Genomic DNA, 21,236 nt, shown 5'->3' with positions numbered 1-21,236 from the left:
CCTGGCTCTTTGCCCGCAAGGCTCCCTATGTCAGTATGTGGCGTAAGACTATGATTCAGGATAGATGGATGAGCAAAACTCTCGCTGAAGTGATTAAGCGCATCGACGAAATTGCCGTGAAACTGGAGCAAGATAACGATTCTCTTGAAGAATCGATTAAACATTTTGAAGAAGGAGTAACCCTGACACGAGAGGCACAAGCTCTTCTTTCGACTGCGGAGCAGCGCGTGGCAACTCTCATAAAGCAAGAGCTTTCAACCGATACTATCGATTAAGGCCATTACCTCTGGCTAACTCAGTAAATCCACCTCGGCCAAACATGCAAAAACGCCCCCCCGACCGACTAAACCGTGCCCTTGCCCATCTTGCAGCGTCACCCGGCAAACGCCTCCGGCCCCGACTGCTCCAGGCGGCGGCGAGCGCAGTAGGTAACGAATCCGGCAAAACTCTGGCCATTAACGCCGCAGAAGCTATCGAACTCATCCACACCTACTCACTGATCCATGACGACCTCCCCGCCATGGATGACGATGACCTGCGGCGCGGTCAAGCCACGCTGCATGTAGCGTTCGATGAAGCGACGGCCATCTTGGTCGGTGACGGGCTGCAGACAAGAGCCTTTGAACTCATCGCCAGTGACGAGCAATTGAGTCCACAGCAGCGCGTCGACCTGATCGTTTGTTTAACTAAGGCATCTGGTTTCGACGGCATGGTCGGCGGACAGGGTCTGGATATCGAAGCCACCGAGCAGGCTCTGACCTTAGAGCAGCTAAAAAATATTCACGCGCTAAAGACCGGTGCACTCATCACCGCAGCCTTAGTTATGGGAGGCATTGTGGGACAGGCCAACTCTGCCCAAAAAATCACGCTTGAGGCTGTTGGTGACAGAATAGGTCTTGCCTTCCAAATTATCGATGACGTGATCGATGTGCGCAGTGACAGCGCTACGCTGGGGAAAACCGCGGGTAAAGATTCTGCGGCGGGTAAATTAACCTACGTTACCTTGATGGGGCTGGAAGCTGCAGAAAACACCGCCACGCATCTCTACGAAGAGGCCCTTGGTCTAATCGATGGCTGGGGTCCCGAAGCCGACAAGCTTCGTGACCTACTTGCTCGTATGGTAAAACGCGACCGCTGATGGAGCGGCAATCCACAGTCCAAAGAGACGCTAACGTTCTTCCAGCATATGGCCCAGCTTCGACCCTTTAGTCTGCAGGTACTTTTCATTGTGTGGATTGCTGTCGCACTGCAGCGGAACGCGCTCTACGACATCAATACCCAACTCATTCAGCGCACTGACTTTGCGCGGATTATTAGTCATGAGCCGCACCTGGCTCATCTTTAAGTGCTCGAACATCGGACGCACAATTGTGTAATCACGCATATCTGCACCAAAACCCAACTGTTCATTGGCTTCGACCGTGTCCGCGCCTTCATCCTGTAGTTTGTAAGCTTTGATTTTATTGAGCAGACCAATACCTCGGCCTTCCTGTCGCAGATACAAGAGCGCGCCTCTACCTTCATGCGCAATGGCACGCAGCGCAGCCTGCAACTGGTTTCCGCAGTCGCAACGCAAGCTAAAAAGAGCATCTCCGGTAAGGCACTCCGAGTGAACGCGTGTGAGCACTGGCTCATCGCCGGACACATCTCCCAGAGTCAGGACCAGGTGTTCCTTGTTTGCCTCCTCATCCTCGAAGCCGTGCATAGTGAACACGGCCCAGTCTGTGGGCAAGCGCGAGGCCTCTACAAATCGTACTGACACTAAGCTATCCGAAACTAAAAGGTGCACTAGTTTAGCAGAGCTACGGAGGCGCACGCACCGCTAAAAACAAGCTACGGGGATCAACTCACCAGCGCGCTCTAAGCGTCAGGATACCGCCCTGCTCCTGCATTTCGACGTGCTGCAAGAAACTCATGCCCAGTAGAGCCACAGAAGGCTGCTCACCGTCTATCACCGTCGCGGTGACACGATCGACACGTATACCGCCAACGACGACCATATCAAGGACCACGCGACGGGCGGGCACGATAGCACCCGCCGTTTGAACACTGGCCGCCACACCCTCATCCTCAGCAATGCCCACGGCAAGGGCGTCTCTAGTGTTCAAGGCAATGATGTTTGCACCGGTATCCACGATCATCGCAATGCGCACATTGTTGATTTCAGCGCTGGTTAAATATTGCATTTGGTCATTGCGCGGAATCGTAAGACTGCGCTGCTCAGGCTCACTAAACTGTCCACTGATGCGCTGGGAGACCCGCAATTGCTGCTGTCGACCGCCTATTTCTATCAACGCGGACCGGGCATCAGCGGAAACAAGCAAAACGCCCCCCTGGCTTTCGCCTTCGCGCAGCGTCACCCGATTGCCATCGATTTGCATAACCGCAAGCCCTGGCAATAGTGCTTCGACAACAATTTCTGCCCGCAGACCGGACACGAAGAAGACCATAGCGAGTAAGAGTAAAAACCTCACAAATTACCGCCAAACGACAGCGCCAAGTGCAAAGTAAAGCAGGCTAGGACGCCCGCCAGAACATCATCAATCATGATGCCAAAGCCCCCGGTGACATGCCGGTCCAACCAACTAATGGGCCAGGGCTTGGCGATATCAAACACTCGAAACACCAAAAATCCTGCGAGAATCCATAAGGGCTCAAAAGGCACAGCCCATAGAGCGATCCAAATACCCACAAATTCGTCCCAAACAATACCGGGATGGTCATGCACACCCAACGCGGTGCTGGCTCTGCCGCAAATCCAGATACCTAACAAAGCGGCAACAATAACGATAAGACTGTAGATCCATAACGGCTGAGACGCCATAAACCAGTAAAACGGTAGCGCCGCTATGGTACCCACGGTCCCGGGAGCCTTGGGAGAAAGCCCTGACCCGAATCCAAATGCCAGTAACTGGATTGGGTCGGTCAGCGTTGGCCGCGGGTGAGCATTCATTGTTGGTCGTTTATCCTCAACAGTTCCCTAGTTGCAGCTCGGCTAGAAATGACGGTATCCATCGCTGCCTCCTTCTACGTCACAGCGTACACCTGAGCCGCTTTCGACGCAGCCTATACGTATGCAACCTTGGGGAGGCTCAACCCCCTCAGGCAGAGTGAAGCATAGCTGGTAGTCCTCGCCTCCCCGGAGGGCCCAGTCAAGCGCCTGCGCTGGCGGCACTGTCGCACGTAGCGCTTCGGAGAGGGGCACAAGCGCGGAGTCGACAACGACGCACACCTCGCTGGCTTGCGCTATATGTCCGACATCCGCAAGCAGGCCATCGGAGACGTCCACGGCGGCGGTCGCTACACCCCTCAGCAAGACACCCAAATTCAGGGCCGGCTGCGGCCGCCAAAACCGGGCACGCAACAGCGCCGCTACCTGCTCTGATGGATGAACACGACCTTGGATAACAGCCAGGCCCGCAGCAGAATCACCCAAAGGACCACTGACGTATAAGAGATCACCTGGATTGGCGCCGCTGCGCGGAAGCGCCTGACCGGAGGGCACAGCTCCCATCACCTGCACGCTGAGAGTAAGAGGGCCTCGGGTCAAATCCCCACCCACCAAGGGTAGCGAGAGATCCGCAACGGCATCGGTCAGTCCGCAGCGAAAATCCGTCAACCAATCATCGTCGGCACTGGGGAGACTAAGGGCAAGTGTCATCGCGACCGGTCTTGCGCCCATGGCAGCAAGATCGCTGGCGGCAGCCGCCACGGCTCGATAGGCTAACTCTGCCGGAGGAGAACACTTTGGAAAATGCACACCTTCCAGCATGCTATCTACGGACACTGCTAGCTCTTCGCCCGGTGCCAGACGCAGAATCGCCGCATCATCACCATTCCCAAGAATGACGTCCGGGCCTTTATCAAGCTGAGTGAAGAATCGCGCAATAAGGCTGAATTCGCCGCGCGACTGACTAGCGTCCGGCACTAACCTCGGGACCGCGTAGTTGGCGCGCCAGTTTGTCCAGAACGCCGTTGATGTACTTGTAGCTTTCCGCGGCACCAAATTTTTTGGCCAGAGCCACGGACTCATTGATGACGACGCGGTATGGCACATCGATGCGATCTCGAAGCTCAAAGCCTCCCATGCGCAAAAGGGAGCGCTCAATGGGGTCGAGTTCCCGTAATTCACGATCCAGTAACGGCTCCAGGAGACTATCGAGCTCTTCCGCAAGCGGTGGAACCCCGTGGATTAGAGACTGAAAATATTCAAGGTCCACTACATCAAAATCATAATCGGTGCGAAACTCGGCTTCGATATCAGATGCGCTTGCTCCCGCCATATGCCACTGATATAGCGCCTGCAAGGCGTAATGCCGCGCTTTGCGACGCCGGGCGATCAGTTCCTGTTGGGCCTGCTTTGGCACCTCAGGAGAGCTGGCCAAGCAAACTAACCATTTCCAGTGCTGATAACGCTGCTTCAACGCCCTTGTTACCGGCCTTGGTGCCCGAGCGCTCGATCGCCTGTTCGATACTGTCTACGGTAAGAACACCGAATGCGATGGGAATATCCTGATTGAGACTTACTTGCGCGATGCCCTTAGTGCACTCTCCCGCAACGTGCTCGAAATGCGGCGTGCCGCCTCGGATCACCGCGCCCAGCGCGATAATTGCATCGTAATCACCCGTCTTGGCAAGACGCTGGCAGGCCAACGGTATCTCAAAGGCACCGGGAACCCGGATAACCGTAATTTGCGCTTCTGCAACGCCATGGCGCTTCAGTGTATCGACCGCGCCTTCAAGCAGATGCTCAACAACAAAGCTGTTCCAGCGGCCCACTAGCAAGGCATAGCGCCCTGTCGTGTGTGTCATCGTCCCTTCGATGGTGTTCAAACTACTCATGATCTACTCGTCTCACAGTTGTTACCAAAGCCATACTTACATTGCCTTGGTCGAAAATATTTTGTTTAAAAAAGTGCCTAACTCAAGTTCCGATCCACTAGTCCAAGACCGGGGGCTCGAGATAATCAATTACCTCAAGGCCAAAACCTGATATCGCATTGTACTTGATCGGTGCGCCCATCAGGCGAATCTTGCCTACACCCAGTTCGCGTAAAATCTGGGAACCCACTCCCACGGTGTTGTAGCTGTCGCCTGCTTTAGGATCTCTTGGTTCGATATCCCCCAGGGCCAAATCGACGCTGTGCAAAAGCTGCTCATCGGTCTCACTGCGACTCAGTAACACCAGCACGCCAGATCCCGCTTTGGAAATGGCCTCAAGGCTGCGCTGCACACTCCACCCCACCTGCCCGCGCACCTCACTGCCTAACAAATCTCGCAGGGTCGAACTCGCGTGGACACGCACCAGCGTAGGATTTTCTGCGACGATCTCGCCGAGGGTAAGTGCTATATGTAGACCGCCATGGGTTCGATCCCGGTAGGTTGCCAACTGGAATCTGCCGTAGCGTGTCGCGAGGTCACCTTCGCGAACTCTCTCAATGGTTTTTTCGTTGGCAATGCGATAGTGAATAAGATCAGCCACGGTACCGACTTTCAAACCATGCGTATTCGCAAACGCTATTAGCGCCGGCCCATCGGCAAGCTCACCCTGATCATCTAGCACGTCGGCAATAACCGCTGCCGGTGTTAGACCTGCTATTCGCGTGTAATCGACCGCCGATTCGGTGTGGCCAGCGCGGGTTAAGACGCCACCGGGCTGAGCGACGAGAGGAAAAATATGGCCCGGCTGCACGATATCGCTGGGCACGGCCTGAGACGCTACCGCTACCTGCACGGTGAGTGCTCGATCCACGGCAGAAATACCCGTATCAATACCTTGGGCTGCTTCTATAGACAGCGTGAAATGCGATGTATCACTCTCTCTGCCTGCCACCATGGGCGGCAGATCCAATTGCTCGCAGCGCTCCTGAGTGAGGGCTAGACATACCAACCCCCGGGCTTTACGCGCCATGAATGTCACATGATCAGCGCAGCAGTGCTCCGCTGCCACCATGACGACGCCCTCGTTACTGCGCTCATCCCGCTCGTCGAGAATAACCACCATGCGGCCATGACGCAGATCGTCCAGCAGCTCACCTACGCTGTTGATACTTAGTTCACTCATGCGCCTTTACCTAAATAACCATTGTCAGCCAGGGTCTGATAGTCGATCCCCGCATTCGGTGTTGCTGCAGCAGACCCCTGTAGAAGTCTCTCAAGATAGCGAGCAATAACGTCGACCTCGAGGTTAACCCGGCTACCGGCGCTGTATTGTGCAAAAACCGTTTCCGCCATAGTTTGCGGGATGATGTTTAGATCAAAATTTGCACCATCTACCGCGTTCACTGTGAGACTAGTGCCGTCGATACAAATGCTGCCCTTATGCGCGATGTACTTAGCAAGCTCGTCCGGTGCTCGAACGACGATGCGCCAAGAACGGGCATCCTCTTTCATACTGACGATTTCACCGAGGCCATCCACATGGCCACTGACGATGTGTCCACCGAGGCTGCTTTGCGGAGTCAGGGACTTTTCGAGATTCACCGACGAGCCCTGGGACAGATAACCCAGTGTAGTAAGGCTTAAGGTCTCGAGGGACACATCGGCCCAAAACCCGTCGCCGGGCAACTCGGTAACCGTCAAACAAACACCGTTAGTCGCGATGCTGTCGCCTATTGCCACATCATCCAAAGGCAACTTCCCGGTCTGGATTCGCAAGCGCAGATCGCCGCCGCTGGGCTGCTGCGTCGCGACCGTGCCTACTGCCTGAATAATACCCGTGAACATTCGGTTTCCTGTTTATCCTGCGTTATGCGGTTCAAAGACAAAGCGCTGATCAGCACCAATTTCCCGCCGATCTACAAGACTTAGCTTCAGAGCATCAGCCATTCGATCAAAAGGCAGCTCCAGTAGCGGACGCGCGCGGCTACCCAAAAGAACTGGTGCCATATAGATAATGAGTTGGTCTGCTAGACCGCTTTGGAGCATCGCGCCCGCCAATGTGGGTCCGGATTCTAACAGAATCTCGTTGCACTCCATCGCAGCAAGAGCGCTTAGTATTTCGGCCGGCGCTAAGCGTCCGCCAATGACCGGTAGCGCCAATCGATTGCTACCCACTAAAGACTCTGGGCATTCGGCGTCCTGGGCATGCATCAACAGGCTCGGCTGAGCACCCTGGAGCACGGCGGCATCGGGCGGCGTACGAAGGTGAGTATCAGCAACCACCCTCAATGCGCGCCGCTCAGGGCGCGGCAATAGTTCGTCGTCAAAAAACGCATCCCGAACCGTCAGCGCACAATTATCAGAAAGCACCGTCCCGGTTCCCGTGAGAATTGCGCAACTTTCTGCCCGGAGCCTTTGGACATCACGGCGCGCATCCGCACCGGTAATCCATTGACTCTCCCCGGATGCCATGGCCGTTCGACCATCCAGGGACATCGCCAACTTGATCCGAAGTCTCGGCCGCCCCCGGCGCTGTCTCGCCAGAAAACCCGCCAATTGCAATTCAACCTGATCAGCCATGAGGCCTTCAGTAACATCAACTCCAGCCGCGACAAGGTCCTTAAGACCCCCGCCATCCACTTTGGGATTTGGATCCCTAAGGGCTACCACAACGCGCACAACGCCTGCCTTGATAAGGGCTTGGGAGCAAGGTGGTGTACGGCCCGTATGCGCGCAGGGCTCTAAGGTAACGTAAGCCGTACTGCCTCGCGCCGCATCACCTGCTGCCCTCAGTGCTACCACCTCAGCATGATCACCACCCGCCGGCCGGGTAAAGCCCTCACCAACGATTGTTGAATCGCGAACCAATACACAGCCTACGTGGGGATTCGGACGCGCCCAGTACTTACCGCGATCCGCCAAACGCAGCGCGCGGGCCATAAACTGATCATCTAGTGCGCTGAACATACGGCAAGCGACGCCTCAGGCGTCGCTATCGGGGAGCGGATTTACAGAGGACTCCGGCTCGGCTTGAAGTCGCTCAATCGCCGCCTGAAACTCTGCGATATCCTCGAAGCTTCGATACACCGACGCAAATCGAACATAGGCGACCTTATCAAGCTCTTTGAGGCTATCCATCACCAACTCACCCAATACTCTTGAGTTAACCTCGCGCTCTCCCGTGGCTCGCAGCTTCTGTTTGATGTGGCTAATTTCCGCCTCAATCAATTCCACGGACACTGGACGCTTTTCAAGTGCCCGTAAAAAGCCCGCTCTAAGCTTGTCTTCGTTGAAAGGTTCACGACTCCCGTTTTGTTTAATAACCCGGGGCATTAACAGTTCGGCCGCCTCGTAGGTCGTAAACCGTTCCTTGCATGACAGGCACTCCCGCCTGCGGCGGACCTGGGCACCATCAGTTACCAAGCGTGAATCGATCACCTTGGTGTCGTCATCCGAACAAAAAGGACAATGCATTAGCGACTCCGCCTATGAATGCGTGATTCTTTGAGAACTCAGGCGGCAACGGCCGATCCGGCCGCTGGACGCTCTCCATACACTGGAAAACGCGCACAGATTTCCAGGACCTTGGCTTTCACTGTGGCGATGACCCCCTCAGCGTCCCCCCCCTCAAGCGCTTCGAGCACATCACACATCCAGTGTGTCAGCTCTCGCGTTTCCGCTTCGCCAAATCCGCGGGTGGTAATTGCCGGCGTGCCGACGCGCAGTCCAGAGGTGATAAACGGGGAACGCGGATCATTCGGAACCGCATTCTTGTTCACTGTGATGTTCGCAGCACCCAAAGCAGCATCAGCATCCTTACCCGTGTAAGGCTTGCCGATGAGGTCCACGAGCATCAAGTGATTATCAGTACCCCCGGAAACAATATTGATCCCACGGTCCATGAACGTCGCGGCCATGGCGCGGGCATTGCTAACAACCTGTTCCTGGTAGACCACAAACTCCGGCTGCTGGGCCTCTAAAAAGCTCACAGCCTTGGCCGCGATAACGTGCATCAAAGGCCCCCCTTGACCGCCTGGGAAAACCGCTGATTGAAACTTTTTCTCTAAGGCTGCATTGGCTTTTGCCAGGATGATGCCACCGCGAGGACCCCGAAGGGTCTTGTGGGTGGTAGAAGTTACAACGTCTGCAAAAGGCACGGGGTTTGGATACACGCCAGCCGCCACAAGCCCCGCAACATGCGCCATATCAATCAACAAGTAAGCGCCCACCTCATCAGCAATCGCTCGATAGCGTGCCCAATCAACAATCCGGCTGTAGGCAGAGAAACCGCCGATAATCATCGCCGGCTTGTGCTCGCGCGCCAGGGCATCTATCTGATCGTAGTCAATCTCACCGGTCTCATTATCGAGGCCATACTGGATTGCGTTGTAGTGCTTTCCAGAAAAACTGGGCTTGGCGCCATGGGTAAGGTGCCCACCATCGGCCAAACTCATCCCCAGAATCGTGTCGCCGGGTGTAACAAGCGCCTGAAACACGGCCGAATTGGCTTGTGAGCCCGAATGCGGCTGCACGTTGGCATAGTCAGCTCCGAACAGCGCCTTAGCCCGTTCCACAGCCAGCACTTCAGCTTTATCGACGTATTCGCATCCACCGTAGTAACGCTTTCCCGGATATCCCTCGGCATACTTGTTTGTGAGCGCCGAACCCTGGGCCTGAAGGACCCGGGGGCTTGCATAGTTTTCTGAGGCTATAAGCTCAATATGCTCTTCCTGACGGCGTTCTTCATCACAGATAGCAGAAAACAGGGCGTCATCGAAGCCCTCAATAGACATGGCATCGTCGAACATGGCGATCTCTCCTGATGCGAACAAAAAAATGGGCAAGAAGAGATTTTAACCGAAAGCCAGAGTCTGGCCTATCTCCACTGCACTTTTGCTAGAATCCGTGCCTCGAAGCACAGGAAAACTAATCAGACATGGCACAGTACGTCTACAGCATGAACCGCGTGGGAAAGGTTGTCCCACCCAAAAAAACCATTCTCGAGAATATCTCGCTGTCGTTTTTTCCTGGCGCAAAGATCGGCGTACTGGGCCTAAACGGCTCGGGTAAGTCCACCTTGCTAAAGATCATGGCGGGATTGGACACTGACATTCTCGGCGAAGCACGCCCACAGCCCGGTCTCAAGATCGGCTATCTACCGCAGGAGCCACAATTGGACGCTGCAAAGGACGTGCGCGGCAATGTCGAAGAAGGCCTCAGTGAAGCACTGAACGCTCTGGCCGGCCTGGAAAAAGTCTATTCAGACTATGCCGAACCCGATGCCGACTTCGATGCACTGGCCAAGGAACAGGTTCGCCTTGAGGACATTATTCAGGCCACGGACGCCCACAACATCGAGCACAAACTGGAAGTCGCCGCGGATGCTCTCCGCCTCCCCGCCTGGGATGCAAACGTCACAACCCTTTCTGGTGGTGAGCGGCGCCGTGTCGCGCTGTGTCGCCTACTGTTGTCAGGGCCGGACATGCTGTTGCTGGACGAGCCTACGAACCACCTTGATGCCGAAAGTGTGGCTTGGCTGGAGCGCTTTTTAGACGATTTCCCCGGCACAGTGGTAGCTATCACCCACGATCGTTACTTTTTGGATAACGCCGCGGGCTGGATTCTCGAACTAGACCGCGGGCGCGGCATTCCCTACGAAGGCAACTACTCGGACTGGCTCAACGCCAAAGAGCAGCGTCTCGATCAGGAGCAGCGCCAGGAGGCCTCGCACCAAAAAGCCATCAAATCTGAACTGGAGTGGGTTCGCAGTAACCCCAAGGGGCGCCAAGCCAAGAGCAAGGCCCGACTCGCGCGCTTCGAGGACCTGCAGTCTCAGGAGTTTCAGAGCCGCAACGAGACCAATGAAATCTACATCCCCCCAGGCCCGCGCCTGGGTGACAAAGTCATAGAAATCCAGAACCTTCGCAAGACTTACGACGATCGCCTGTTGTTTGAGGATCTCTCCCTGTCGGTCCCTAAAGGCAGCATCGTGGGCATCATCGGCGCCAACGGTATGGGCAAATCCACGCTGTTTCGACTGATAACCGAAGAGGAACAGCCAGACGCTGGAACTATCGAGTTGGGCGAAACGGTCAAGTTGGCGTATGTCGACCAGTCCCGAGACGATTTAGTGGGAGAAAAAACCGTTTGGGAGGAAATCTCCGACGGCCTGGACATAATGAATATAGGTGGCTACGAGGTTAACTCCCGCTCCTATGTCGGTCGCTTCAACTTTAAAGGTGCGGACCAGCAGAAGTACGTTAAGGACCTGTCCGGCGGCGAGCGAAATCGACTACATCTTGCCAAGCTGCTCAAACAGGGTGCCAACGTGCTTCTTCTGGACGAACCGACCAACGATCTGGATGTGGAAACTCTTCGCGCGCTCGAAGAAGCGATCTTGGCGTTTCCTGGATCAGCGATGATTATTTCTCACGATCGCTGGTTCCTGGACCGAGTTGCTACACACATTCTTGCCTATGAGGACGACGGGGGCGTCGTGTTCCACGAGGGAAACTACAGTGATTACGAGGATGGTCGTCGCACACGTATGGGCGCCGCAGCAAACCAGCCTCATCGACTGCGGTACCGCAAATTAAAATAGCGCTGATCGGAGTATTTGCTCAAGCAAGCGGCTGTGATTCAATGTCCTCAGTATTCGATATCAGGTAGAGCAGGATGAGCAACTTCCCCGGTGAACGCCGCCAGTTTTCCCGCGCCAAAATCGACCTCCCGGTGGAGGTCCATCAGGGAGGGAGCGTTTGGCATCAACGACTGATCGATATTTGTGTCGCAGGCATCTCTACCGATCAGCCGGAACTATGGGACGCCCAGTACAACGAGCCTTTCATGTTGATTATTGACGCGGGACGCTACGGCATACTTGAATTACATGCGTATCTCCAGCACGTCGAAGCCGGCAGGCTCGGATTTTCAGTGCAGCATGTGGACAGCACAAACGTTGAACCGCTGCGAGCCCTGCTGTCGGAGCATGTTTCAGATCCTTTGGCATTAGAGGCAGACATCGACAAGCTGGACAACCCCTAGTGGCAGGTGAACGCCCCCAATCCCGAAGAGCGGGTATCTTTCGGGACCCTCTGTTTCATTTTGCAGCAATCGGTCTGGCGTTTTTTGTCGGCTTTGTGCTGATTAACGATGCACAGACTACCAGTGAAGAAATCACGGTCAGCATTGCCCAACAGGAGCAGCTTGTTGCCGCTTATAGCCGCGTCTGGAGGCGCCCGCCCACCGCCGAAGAACTCAAAGGTTTGCTTGACAACTGGGTACGTGAGGAAATCGCCAACCGGGAAGCCATCGCCATGGGGCTGGCGTCCAATGATCTCGTGGTACGCCGACGACTCCGCCAGAAATACGAATCGTTTATGGACCAGATCGCCGTATCTGTGGAGCCGGACGAGAAGAAACTCCAAGCCTGGTACGCGGCGCATGCCGATGACTATCGACAGGACGCCCGATACACACTGCGCCACCGCTTTTTTAGTGCGGATCGACGGGTCGACGCTAACGCCGATGCCAAATCGGCTTTGTTAGCACTTGATAAAGACAAGCCGGAGGTCGATCGGGCGCTGGGAGACGCTCTGGCGATACCGCAGCGCTTAGTAAACGATCGCGAGACCGAACTGAGTAATCGCTTTGGGCAAATGTTTGCAGAGAGTCTGGAGGCACTCCCCCGAGGGCGGTGGTCAGGACCAGTACCCTCGGCCTACGGCGTTCACCTCGTGTTCATAGAAAACATGACAAGCCAAACACAGCCAAAACTAGATGAAATAAGAGGTGCCGTGCTTCGTGATTGGCGAGCACAGCAGATAATCACCGCGAGAGATACCCTCTACACGGGTTTACTGCAGCGCTACGACATTGAGATTCAATCCCTCACAACAGATAGCTAAACGCTATAACTCCAGAGCAAGAGCCTCCGCAAGAGTAGCGACCGGATAAACCTGCATCCCCGGCGGAGCGATTTTTGGTGCGTTGCCGCGTGGGACGATGGCGCGGGCAAAGCCATGTTTGGCAGCCTCGGCAAGCCGCTCCTGCCCCGACGGTACGGGACGAATTTCTCCCGCCAAACCCACCTCTCCAAAGACCACCAAATCCCGCGGTAAAGGACGGTCTCGAAAGCTTGAGACAATCGCGAGCAGCAAGGCCAGATCAACGCTGGTTTCGAGTATGCGCACACCCCCTACGACGTTGGCAAAGACATCCTGATCGCCGACTTGCAAGCCTCCATGGCGATGTAAAATTGCCAACAACATAGCCAGTCGGTTCTGCTCCAAACCCACCGCCAGTCGGCGGGGATTGCCCAGTGGGCTATCGTCTACCAGGGCCTGAATCTCTACCAAAAGTGGTCGCGTGCCTTCCCAGACCACCATTACCACACTGCCAGAGGATTGTTTCTCCCCCCGCTCCAGAAAAATCGCCGAGGGGTTTCGTACTTCCCGAAGCCCCTGCTCGGTCATGGCAAAGATCCCCAGTTCGTTCACCGCGCCAAAGCGGTTCTTTTGTCCCCGCAGGGTGCGAAACCGCTGATCATCCGAGCTCTCAAGGAGCACCGAGCAATCAATCATATGCTCGAGCACCTTTGGGCCCGCCAGGCTTCCGTCTTTGGTGACATGGCCCACCAGTAGGAGCACGATGCCCCGCTGTTTGGCGACGCGGGTCAGCGTAGCGGCGCAGTCTCGCACCTGAGACACACTCCCAGGCGCAGAGCTCAACTCTTCGTTATAGACAACCTGAATAGAGTCAACCACTAACAACTTAGGCTGATGAGTGTCCAGCGCAGCCAGTATGGCCTCGATATTGGTCTCTGCCATGAGCTTCAGTTGATCCAAGGGTAGAGAAAGTCTCTTGGCGCGCAGGACGATCTGTTGCGGGCTCTCCTCCCCCGTGACATACAAAGCAGACATTTGGCTTGCCAGTTGGCAAGAGGCCTGCAGCAGCAATGTGCTTTTGCCGGCACCAGGATTACCGCCTAAAAGAATCGCAGACCCGGGCACCAGACCGCCGCCAAGCACGCGATCAAACTCCGCCATACCTGTGGGAATACGCCGCACCTCAGAGACATCAATTTCGCTAAGCACCCGAGCAGGAGCGAGCTCACCCGCAAAACCCTGGCTTCGACCTGCGGGGGAGCGCCTTGAACTCTTAGCACCACTCAAGCGAATCTCACTGAGCGTATTCCAGGCCCCGCAGTCACTGCATTGCCCCTGCCACTTGTGATAGTCCGAGCCACAATCACTGCACACGAAGGCTGTCTTTGCCTTAGCCATTGTCATTCCCACATCAAAACTCAGCCGCGATGCTACAACTAATGTCGCAAGCTGGGTATGCTGTGCGGCCGCTCTCGTTAATCAGAAGTGTGCATGGCCCCGCAACCCCTCATTCCCCAGTCCCAATTGGTGTTCTCCGCCGAACTAGCGGCCGCTGTGGGATTGCCAGAAGCTGTCTTGTTACAGCAGATCAAGGGGCTGTACCTGCATCAACCCGCGACACGCAGAGACGGTCTTCCTTGGCTGCACGTTAGTCGTGCCTACCTCATGCAACTGCTGCCATTCTGGAGCGAAGAGGAACTCCAGGCTGTCTGCGATTCACTGGAGTCCCTGGGACTGCTGAACATCGACCGCAAAACCGCGGCCAAAGACAGTATTTTGCTGGCAATCAATGAAACGCCAGTAGTGAGGGCTGTGCCAGCGCCCCAGATCGCGCCAGTGGTGCCACCTGCGGCCACCACCACCGCGGTTAAAGCGGCGCCAGATCAAGCTGTGAATACGAAAGTCACGGTAACGGCCGCAAGCTCCCCTGCACCTAGGCCCGGAAAACGCGAAGGCCAGCCTTTACCGCCAGATTTTCAACCCAGCGAAGATATGCTGGAGCTTCTGGAGCGTTTTCACGGAGTTCCTCGCGGATTTGCACTGCAGCAGATAGAAGACTTCACCCTATACTGGCGAGAACGAGGCAACGCCGGGCACGCCTGGCAGAATCGCTTCAAACAACATGTACAATTCCAATGGGCTAGGCAGCAGCAAGAAGCAACGGGGACAGATCATGCAGGACAGCGGGGAACTGGCACAGCGCGTCGAACGCGAGATAGCAGCCTCGAAAGCGACCTCACCGACACATCCTGGGCAGAGTGACTCGCGACACAAAACCGACCCGGCTCTCGTTGAGGCTATCAATCAGGTCTTTGCGCTTTTTCGACTGAACTATCATAACCAGTACTACGCGGCCTTCAGTGATGCCGAGCAGCTGCGTCAGATTAAGAAGCTGTGGCTGGACTCCCTAAAGGCTGTCCCGCCAGCGCAGATCCTTCAGGGCGCCAAGCTCGCTATCGAAAACAGCGAGTACCTTCCGACACTCAACCGCATGCACAAATGCTGCGAGGAAAGCCTACCGGCCCTGGGTCTGCCGGCTGCTCGCGCAGCCTACCTGGAAGCCTGCAATGCCGGCTCGCCCCCAGAACTCAAGCATTGGTCGCATCCCGCTGTGTATTGGGCTGGGCGTGATAGCGGCTGGCAACGGCTGGCTGCAGCGCCAGAAACGCAAAGTTGGCCTGTGTTTAATCGTCACTATCAGTCGCGCTGCGCGACGCTGCTCATGGGCGGTGAGATTCCACCGATACCTGATCCCCCCAAAAACCGTCTGACATCGAAAGCTCTGGAGGGCGATGCCGCTCTGCAACAGATTCAACGATTAAAAGCCGATAACGATCTTTAAGGATCTCTCTATGCTGCCAAACTGCAGGACTCTCAAGCTCGCTCACACCCTACCCACCCTGATAATGGCTTGTGTGGCCGCGTTAGGGGCGGCAGTCGTTTCTGCTGAATCAGGCGCTCTCGCAGAGGATCCTAAAACACCCTGGAACTGGTCTGAAAAAACGGTTTTTGATGCCGTTAACCAGGTTCGCGCAGGAAGAGACCTGAATCCCGAAAGCTGGCCTGGGGACGCACGCGTTGCGGTCCTGCTGTCCTATGACGTCGACAACGAAACGGTCATGGGGCTACGCACCGGTGAAGTCAGTATCGGTCCGCTATCCCAGGGGCAGTACGGACATAGGGTGGCCCTGCCACGGATCGTAAAGCTCATGAATGAAGAGCAGGTTCCATCGACGTTTTTCTTCCCGGCCTGGAGCCTGAAAATCGCTCCCGAACAGGCACCATTGATTAATGAGTCCGGGCTGCATGAAATCGCTGTGCATGGCTGGATCCATGAACTGAATACTAGTCTTGATGCCGCCACGGAAGAGCGCTTGCTCCGCCAAGCAAGAGATGAGATCGAAGCCATCAGCGGAAAGAGACCCGTGGGCTATCGGGCACCCTCTTGGAACCACAGCCCCAACACCTTGAGCATTGTGCGCAAGATGGGCTTTCTTTACGAAAGCTCCTTGATGCATGACGACCGGCCCTATGAACTCGTGCAGGATGGCAAGCCTACGGGGCTTGTGGAGCTTCCGGTGGAATGGATCCTGGACGACGCCCCCATGTTCAACCCCCGGGGCAACCGCTATATGAATCCTCGAGATATCATGCAGGTCTGGATCGATGAGTTTGACAAGGCCTGGGAAGAAGGAACGATGTTTTTGCTCACACTGCACCCGCATGTGAGCGGCCACAGGTCCCGTATCGTGGCTCTAGAGGGGCTTATCGAGCATATGAAAGCCAAGGGCGACGTATGGTTCGCTACCCACGAAGAAGCCGCACGCTATGTTCGCGCGCAAGCTGGAATGGACTAGTCGGTATAACTTTGGACGTCCTAAGGAGCGTTTAGTAGCGGTCTGCCGAGGAATGAGCGAGGTTTTCGAAGCGTGTGTACTCGCCAAAGAACGCAAGGCGGCAGGTACCAATAGGTCCATTCCGCTGCTTGCCGATAATGATCTCCGCAATACCTTTGTCCGCGGAATCGGGGTTGTACACCTCATCACGGTAGATAAACATAATCACGTCCGCATCCTGCTCGATGGCGCCAGACTCTCTGAGGTCTGAATTCACGGGACGCTTGTTGGGGCGTTGCTCCAAAGCACGATTGAGCTGCGACAGCGCCACCACGGGGCAGCGGAACTCTTTGGCAATCGCCTTTAGGCTACGCGAGATTTCAGAAATCTCGGCTGTGCGGCCCTCAGAGGCACCGGCCACCTGCATTAACTGCATGTAATCGATCATGATCATGGCGAGTTGGCCGTGCTCACGCTTGACACGCCGTGCGCGACTCCGCACTTCTGTGGGTGTCAGTGCTGGCGTGTCATCTATCAATAAGCCCGTGTTCTTAAGCTTGCCAACGGCATTCGAAAGACTCTCCCAGCCAGCCTGATCCAAACGGCCGGTACGCACAAGCGTTTGATTAATGTGGCCAATAGAGGACAGCAAACGCATCATCAGCGCCTCTGCAGGCATTTCCATGGAAAACACCAGCACTGGGCCCGGTTGATGCAAGACCGCGTTTTCCACTAGGTTCATGGCAAATGCCGTCTTACCCATGGAAGGTCGACCCGCCACGATAACCAGATCCGATTTTTGCAGTCCCGAGGTCATTTTATCGAGATCGACATACCCGGTAGTCAGACCTGTGATATCCCCACCGCTGTTGCACAGCTCTTCGATACGCTGCACAGTTTCGGTAAGAAGAGTACCTACGTCCTGTGGTCCACCCGCTTTGGGGCCCTGCTCGCCGATCTGCATGATGAGTCGTTCCGCTTCATCAATGAGCTCTGCAGAGCTTCGACCCTGAGGCGTAAACCCGCTATCGGCGATCTCCTGGGCAGCCTCAATCAGCCGCCTCAGCGCTGAACGCTCTCGGACCACTTGGGCATAGGCTCGGATGTTGGAAGCACTGGGGGTATTCTCCGCGAGCTCTGACAGGTATGCGTGGCCACCAGCGGCATCCAGCTCACCACTGAGCTGTAATTGGTCGGCGAGCGTGACGACGTCAACAGGCTCAGCCGCTTCGGCAAGGTTACGAATCTGGCGAAAAATCAGTCGATGATCAGGACGGTAAAAGTCCTCCGCACTCACCATCTCCGCCACGCTATCCCAGGCGTCCCGGGAAATCATGAGTCCGCCTAAAACAGATTGCTCTGCTTCCACAGACTGGGGCTGGAGTTTGATGCGTGCGACATCGCCGTCGTAGGGACGGTTGGACTGGGAGCGTTGTGGACTAACTTCTGCCATCAGCGGACCTTGCCGGCGCAGGGCCGTCCAGAGTAGCCCATATTAGAAAGGGGAAAAAGCAAACGCGGCCCAAAAGCCGCGTCTTTATCACGGTCGCGTGTTACTCGGGAACGACAGCAACGGTAATGGCCGTCATTACCTCGGGGTGTACCTGAATCGCAACGCTGTACTCACCGACTTCTCGCAAGGCACCTTCTGGGAGTCGAACCTCAGACTTGTCGATATCACAGCCCGCTGCACAGACGATTTCTGCGATATCGCGGGTACCAATAGATCCAAAGAGCTTGCCTTCTTCACCGGCGTTAGCCTCGATAGTGAGAACATCAAGTGCTGCAAGAGCGTCCGCACGGCCCTGAGCTACAGTCAATGCATCGACCGCCGTTCGTTCCAAGTCCGCGCGACGCGCTTCAAACTCAGCCACGTTCGCCTCAGTCGCAGGCACGGCTTTTCCCCGAGGGATCAGGTAGTTCCGGCCGTAACCCGCCTTAACAATAACTTTGTCACCCAGGCCGCCGAGATTGCCGATGTTTTCCAGCAGAATAATTTCCATGGTTTGGTCCTCTGTATCAGTGCCCGGAGGCACTGCTATCTCACTAGTACGAATTAATCTTTTGTATCGTCTTGATGATCATCATCATCACCGACGTCCTGTTCTTGTTCTGTATTGCTGTCGTCATCCGCCTCTGAAGGCACGGTGCCTTGCCAGCGATGCCGAAAATTCATCATGGTATCTGCCAGAACAAGTCCGACAAGACCCAGCTTGGCTGCGTCAAACACCAGCCATGCGACATAAATGCCGCTCATCCAAAAACTGCCTTGCCCTCGATGCCTGGCCCGCGCATGCAGTAGAGCAAAGCCGGCCACGGTCACGGGCAGGAGCATTGCCGCTCCCCAACTGCGAAACGCCAAGCCCGCTGCACTTAGACTCACCGCTGCCAGGACCAAAGCCCAAACCAACGTTTTAGGTAACTGCAGCTCTCTAAATTCGCTGCCAAACCCACTCGGGTTGTACAGCTCCGCCTGCCAGTAACGAGCGAGCGCCAAACACAAAAAACTCAATGCGCCATTTGCCGTGCCCATCATCCCAGCCAACTGTGGCAGCGTGGGGGGCTGCAACCCTAGGGACTCTCCCCCAGCCTCAAGGGTTTGTGTCTCTAGCGCGGCAAAAAACTGCGCAAACAAAGCCGAAAGCTCCGCAAGCATAGACTGGCCAAAAGCTAGCAAACCCAAGCCAGTGACTAAGGCAACTCCAGCGCTCGCAACGGCGGTCAGCGCAAGACTCATCGATGCCCTGAGAACCAGCGCCAGTACCGCAGTGCCCAACAACATCGCCAAGGCGCTGCTGTCGCCGGACACTCTCGTCACCAAGAGCGCCGGAAGTGAGGCCCAAAGTACTAACCACAACCCTTCTCGGCTTCCTTTGCGCAGCATCACTAAAGCCACTACGGCAGCGCCAATCCAGGCAAATAGCAAACTTCCGGAACTCGCGACCGCAAGCAAGAGCGCGCGATAGCGCCCACTCATTGCAAATCTGGCAAGTCCCTGCATGCTGTTTAGCTATGGGACATCGTGGAAATCATCCTCGACGTCCCCAACAGTCAACGGTGGCTGTCGGTATAAGGCAGCAGAGCGAGGAAACGCGCGCGCTTCACAGCAGTAGAAAGCTGACGCTGGTACTTCGCTTTGGTGCCCGTAATACGGCTTGGAACGATCTTGCCTGTTTCGGAGATGTAGGCCTTCAGGGTATCGAGATCCTTGTAATCTATCTCTTTAACGCCTTCGGCGGTGAAACGACAAAACTTACGACGACGGAAAAAACGTGCCATCTGATATTACTCCTTGTGTGTCCGCGCCCTAGGCTTCGGCTTCGACTGCTGCAGCCGGTGCCTCTTCGGTGGTATCAGATGCATCGTCGTTGTCACGACGCGGCTTCTCGGTACCCTGACGGTCCTCGTAGCGGGACTTACGCTCGCGGCTCTCTTTCTCAGCTTTCATAATGTGCGACTCATCCAGATCCGGCGCATCACGACGAATCACGAGATTACGGATAACCGCATCGTTATAACGGAAAGTTGTGGTGAGTTCGTCCATGGCTTCGTTGGAAGCCTCAACATTCATGAGAATGTAATGGGCTTTGTGAATCTTGGAAATTGGGAACGCTAGCTGACGACGACCCCAGTCTTCCAGACGGTGTACAGAACCACCGTCTTTGGTGATGATATTGGTGTAACGTTCAGTCATGCCGGGGACCTGTTCAGACTGGTCCGGGTGCACTAAGAACACGATTTCGTAGTGTCGCATCAACGAGCTCCTTTCGGGGTTTAGCCACCGGTTTAATGCCAATATTAGACCGTATGACAAGGAGAAACAGCCAGGTTTGACCGTCCAAATTTTGAGGCGCGGAGTTTACAGTCCTCCAGCGTGGTCTGCAAGCAGTCTTTGGCGGCGTATCTCGAACAAGCAAACACCCGTCGCCACAGACACATTCAGGCTGCTTACACTGCCCGCCATAGGTAGGCTGACTAAAAAGTCGCAACGCTCTCGAGTGAGGCGTCGCATACCCGCCCCCTCTGCACCCATCACCAGTGCCACAGGCCCACTCAGCTCTGTGTTGTAGATGCTCTGCCCGGCCTCGCCTGCCGTCCCATAGATCCAAACTCCAGCCGCCTTGAGGGCACCCAGGCTCCGCGCCAGATTGGTCACCCGCACTAGCGGCACGGTTTCTGTCGCGCCGCAGGCCACCTTGCGCACCACAGCCGTAATATCTGCCGCATTGTCCTTGGGAACAACAACCGCGGTCACACCAGCCGCATCTGCACTGCGCAAGCAGGCGCCAAGATTGTGCGGATCGGTCACACCGTCGAGCACCAGAATCAGTGCCTGCGGGTTTTCCAAAACCGCCTGCGCAAGATGCTCCTCACTCCAACGCAGGTCGGACTGCCCCGCCGTGTTCTCGCCCAACTGGGCGACCACACCCTGATGTCGCCCCGATACGAGTTCATCGAGCTTTACCCGCGGCAAACGACTCACAGGAGTATCTGCCGTAGCCGCCAGTGCAAGCAGAGCCTGCATCCGACCATCATCGCGGCCTTTTTGCACCCACAGACAAGTGACTGACTTTGGCTGTCGACGCAGCAACTCCTCTACCGCATGCAGCCCAAACGCGTAATCCAGCGCCAT

At 55.9% G+C, this 21,236-nt stretch carries 26 protein-coding genes; 8 read left to right on the top strand and 18 right to left on the bottom strand.

The genetic code is table 11. From position 1 onward, the window contains the following. The first annotated feature begins 68 nt into the window (after positions 1-68). Positions 69-275 carry an exodeoxyribonuclease VII small subunit gene (gene xseB / locus ACI9KD_RS01110; protein WP_414979299.1) on the top strand — a complete coding sequence of 69 codons (207 nt, stop codon included), beginning with the start codon at positions 69-71 and terminating at the stop codon, positions 273-275. A 44-nt stretch (positions 276-319) separates the two neighbouring features. Continuing rightward, the gene (locus ACI9KD_RS01105; protein ID WP_414979298.1) at positions 320-1,138 is read left to right on the top strand and encodes a polyprenyl synthetase family protein; all 819 of its coding nucleotides are present in this window, start codon (positions 320-322) and stop codon (positions 1,136-1,138) included. 30 nt (positions 1,139-1,168) lie between these two features. On the opposite strand, the gene ribA is transcribed toward ACI9KD_RS01105, so the two are convergent. The 11 genes from ribA to glyA form a co-directional block, all read right to left on the bottom strand. Next, positions 1,169-1,762, bottom strand: coding sequence for a GTP cyclohydrolase II (gene ribA / locus ACI9KD_RS01100; protein WP_414979297.1), 594 nt, complete (start codon positions 1,760-1,762; stop codon positions 1,169-1,171). A gap of 85 nt (positions 1,763-1,847) precedes the next feature. After that, positions 1,848-2,474 (bottom strand): TIGR02281 family clan AA aspartic protease, encoded by a 627-nt coding sequence (locus tag ACI9KD_RS01095; protein ID WP_414979296.1) that lies wholly within the window; start codon positions 2,472-2,474, stop codon positions 1,848-1,850. Beyond that, positions 2,471-2,953 (bottom strand): phosphatidylglycerophosphatase A, encoded by a 483-nt coding sequence (locus ACI9KD_RS01090; protein WP_414979295.1) that lies wholly within the window; start codon positions 2,951-2,953, stop codon positions 2,471-2,473. The genes ACI9KD_RS01095 and ACI9KD_RS01090 overlap by 4 nt, the downstream gene beginning before the upstream one ends. Positions 2,954-2,995: 42 nt before the next feature. Beyond that, positions 2,996-3,928: a thiamine-phosphate kinase gene (gene thiL, locus ACI9KD_RS01085; RefSeq protein WP_414979294.1), complete on the bottom strand. Its 933-nt coding sequence runs from the start codon at positions 3,926-3,928 to the stop codon at positions 2,996-2,998. Then, on the bottom strand, positions 3,915-4,367 hold the full coding sequence (nusB, locus tag ACI9KD_RS01080) for a transcription antitermination factor NusB (RefSeq protein WP_414979391.1): 453 nt from the start codon (positions 4,365-4,367) through the stop codon (positions 3,915-3,917). The genes thiL and nusB overlap by 14 nt, the downstream gene beginning before the upstream one ends. A gap of 1 nt (position 4,368) precedes the next feature. Then, complete coding sequence (ribE, locus tag ACI9KD_RS01075) at positions 4,369-4,842, bottom strand: 6,7-dimethyl-8-ribityllumazine synthase (RefSeq protein ID WP_414979293.1); 474 nt, start codon at positions 4,840-4,842, stop codon at positions 4,369-4,371. A gap of 97 nt (positions 4,843-4,939) precedes the next feature. Further along, positions 4,940-6,064, bottom strand: coding sequence for a 3,4-dihydroxy-2-butanone-4-phosphate synthase (gene ribB, locus ACI9KD_RS01070; protein ID WP_414979292.1), 1,125 nt, complete (start codon positions 6,062-6,064; stop codon positions 4,940-4,942). After that, a complete protein-coding gene (locus ACI9KD_RS01065; RefSeq protein WP_414979291.1) occupies positions 6,061-6,726 on the bottom strand; it encodes a riboflavin synthase in 666 nt (221 codons plus the stop codon). Before ACI9KD_RS01065 ends, ribB begins: the two co-directional genes overlap by 4 nt. Positions 6,727-6,738: 12 nt before the next feature. Continuing rightward, positions 6,739-7,848, bottom strand: a complete 1,110-nt coding sequence (ribD, locus tag ACI9KD_RS01060; RefSeq protein WP_414979290.1) for a bifunctional diaminohydroxyphosphoribosylaminopyrimidine deaminase/5-amino-6-(5-phosphoribosylamino)uracil reductase RibD — start codon at positions 7,846-7,848, stop codon at positions 6,739-6,741. 15 nt (positions 7,849-7,863) lie between these two features. Further along, positions 7,864-8,355 carry a transcriptional regulator NrdR gene (gene nrdR, locus ACI9KD_RS01055; protein WP_414979289.1) on the bottom strand — a complete coding sequence of 164 codons (492 nt, stop codon included), beginning with the start codon at positions 8,353-8,355 and terminating at the stop codon, positions 7,864-7,866. A gap of 38 nt (positions 8,356-8,393) precedes the next feature. Then, positions 8,394-9,689 (bottom strand): serine hydroxymethyltransferase, encoded by a 1,296-nt coding sequence (gene glyA / locus ACI9KD_RS01050; protein WP_414979288.1) that lies wholly within the window; start codon positions 9,687-9,689, stop codon positions 8,394-8,396. Between the two features lie 128 nt (positions 9,690-9,817). Here glyA and ettA point away from each other — a divergent pair, with 128 nt between their 5' ends. From ettA to ACI9KD_RS01035, 3 genes are all read left to right on the top strand, one after another. Next, positions 9,818-11,482: an energy-dependent translational throttle protein EttA gene (ettA, locus tag ACI9KD_RS01045; protein WP_414979287.1), complete on the top strand. Its 1,665-nt coding sequence runs from the start codon at positions 9,818-9,820 to the stop codon at positions 11,480-11,482. A 74-nt stretch (positions 11,483-11,556) separates the two neighbouring features. Next, positions 11,557-11,925: a PilZ domain-containing protein gene (locus ACI9KD_RS01040; RefSeq protein WP_414979286.1), complete on the top strand. Its 369-nt coding sequence runs from the start codon at positions 11,557-11,559 to the stop codon at positions 11,923-11,925. Next, positions 11,925-12,788, top strand: a complete 864-nt coding sequence (locus ACI9KD_RS01035; protein WP_414979285.1) for a peptidyl-prolyl cis-trans isomerase — start codon at positions 11,925-11,927, stop codon at positions 12,786-12,788. Before ACI9KD_RS01040 ends, ACI9KD_RS01035 begins: the two co-directional genes overlap by 1 nt. A gap of 3 nt (positions 12,789-12,791) precedes the next feature. Here ACI9KD_RS01035 and radA read toward each other — a convergent pair whose 3' ends face one another. Next, positions 12,792-14,165 (bottom strand): DNA repair protein RadA, encoded by a 1,374-nt coding sequence (gene radA, locus ACI9KD_RS01030; protein WP_414979284.1) that lies wholly within the window; start codon positions 14,163-14,165, stop codon positions 12,792-12,794. A gap of 93 nt (positions 14,166-14,258) precedes the next feature. Here radA and ACI9KD_RS01025 point away from each other — a divergent pair, with 93 nt between their 5' ends. The 3 genes from ACI9KD_RS01025 to ACI9KD_RS01015 are packed head-to-tail and all read left to right on the top strand — an operon-like array spanning position 14,259 to position 16,624. Next, complete coding sequence (locus tag ACI9KD_RS01025) at positions 14,259-15,029, top strand: DnaT-like ssDNA-binding domain-containing protein (protein WP_414979283.1); 771 nt, start codon at positions 14,259-14,261, stop codon at positions 15,027-15,029. Next, positions 14,941-15,609: a replication protein P gene (locus tag ACI9KD_RS01020; RefSeq protein WP_414979282.1), complete on the top strand. Its 669-nt coding sequence runs from the start codon at positions 14,941-14,943 to the stop codon at positions 15,607-15,609. The genes ACI9KD_RS01025 and ACI9KD_RS01020 overlap by 89 nt, the downstream gene beginning before the upstream one ends. Before the next feature lie 10 nt (positions 15,610-15,619). Further along, positions 15,620-16,624: a polysaccharide deacetylase family protein gene (locus ACI9KD_RS01015; protein ID WP_414979281.1), complete on the top strand. Its 1,005-nt coding sequence runs from the start codon at positions 15,620-15,622 to the stop codon at positions 16,622-16,624. Between the two features lie 31 nt (positions 16,625-16,655). Here the strand turns inward: ACI9KD_RS01015 and dnaB are convergent, their stop codons facing one another. The 6 genes from dnaB to rlmB all read right to left on the bottom strand — a co-directional run bounded on the left by dnaB (position 16,656) and on the right by rlmB (position 21,236). Next, entirely contained in the window at positions 16,656-18,056 is a 1,401-nt protein-coding gene (dnaB, locus tag ACI9KD_RS01010; protein ID WP_414979280.1) for a replicative DNA helicase, read from the bottom strand. A gap of 100 nt (positions 18,057-18,156) precedes the next feature. Further along, positions 18,157-18,606, bottom strand: a complete 450-nt coding sequence (gene rplI, locus ACI9KD_RS01005) for a 50S ribosomal protein L9 (RefSeq protein ID WP_414979279.1) — start codon at positions 18,604-18,606, stop codon at positions 18,157-18,159. Between the two features lie 53 nt (positions 18,607-18,659). Beyond that, positions 18,660-19,580 (bottom strand): hypothetical protein, encoded by a 921-nt coding sequence (locus tag ACI9KD_RS01000; protein WP_414979278.1) that lies wholly within the window; start codon positions 19,578-19,580, stop codon positions 18,660-18,662. A gap of 74 nt (positions 19,581-19,654) precedes the next feature. Next, complete coding sequence (rpsR, locus tag ACI9KD_RS00995; protein ID WP_414979277.1) at positions 19,655-19,882, bottom strand: 30S ribosomal protein S18; 228 nt, start codon at positions 19,880-19,882, stop codon at positions 19,655-19,657. A gap of 28 nt (positions 19,883-19,910) precedes the next feature. Beyond that, positions 19,911-20,357, bottom strand: coding sequence for a 30S ribosomal protein S6 (rpsF, locus tag ACI9KD_RS00990; protein WP_414979276.1), 447 nt, complete (start codon positions 20,355-20,357; stop codon positions 19,911-19,913). Positions 20,358-20,462: 105 nt separating this feature from the next. Further along, on the bottom strand, positions 20,463-21,236 hold the full coding sequence (gene rlmB, locus ACI9KD_RS00985) for a 23S rRNA (guanosine(2251)-2'-O)-methyltransferase RlmB (protein WP_414979275.1): 774 nt from the start codon (positions 21,234-21,236) through the stop codon (positions 20,463-20,465).

The organism is Congregibacter sp., assembly GCF_047617445.1.
GTDB lineage: Bacteria > Pseudomonadota > Gammaproteobacteria > Pseudomonadales > Halieaceae > Congregibacter.
This window is presented reverse-complemented; position numbering and strand designations above follow the sequence as displayed.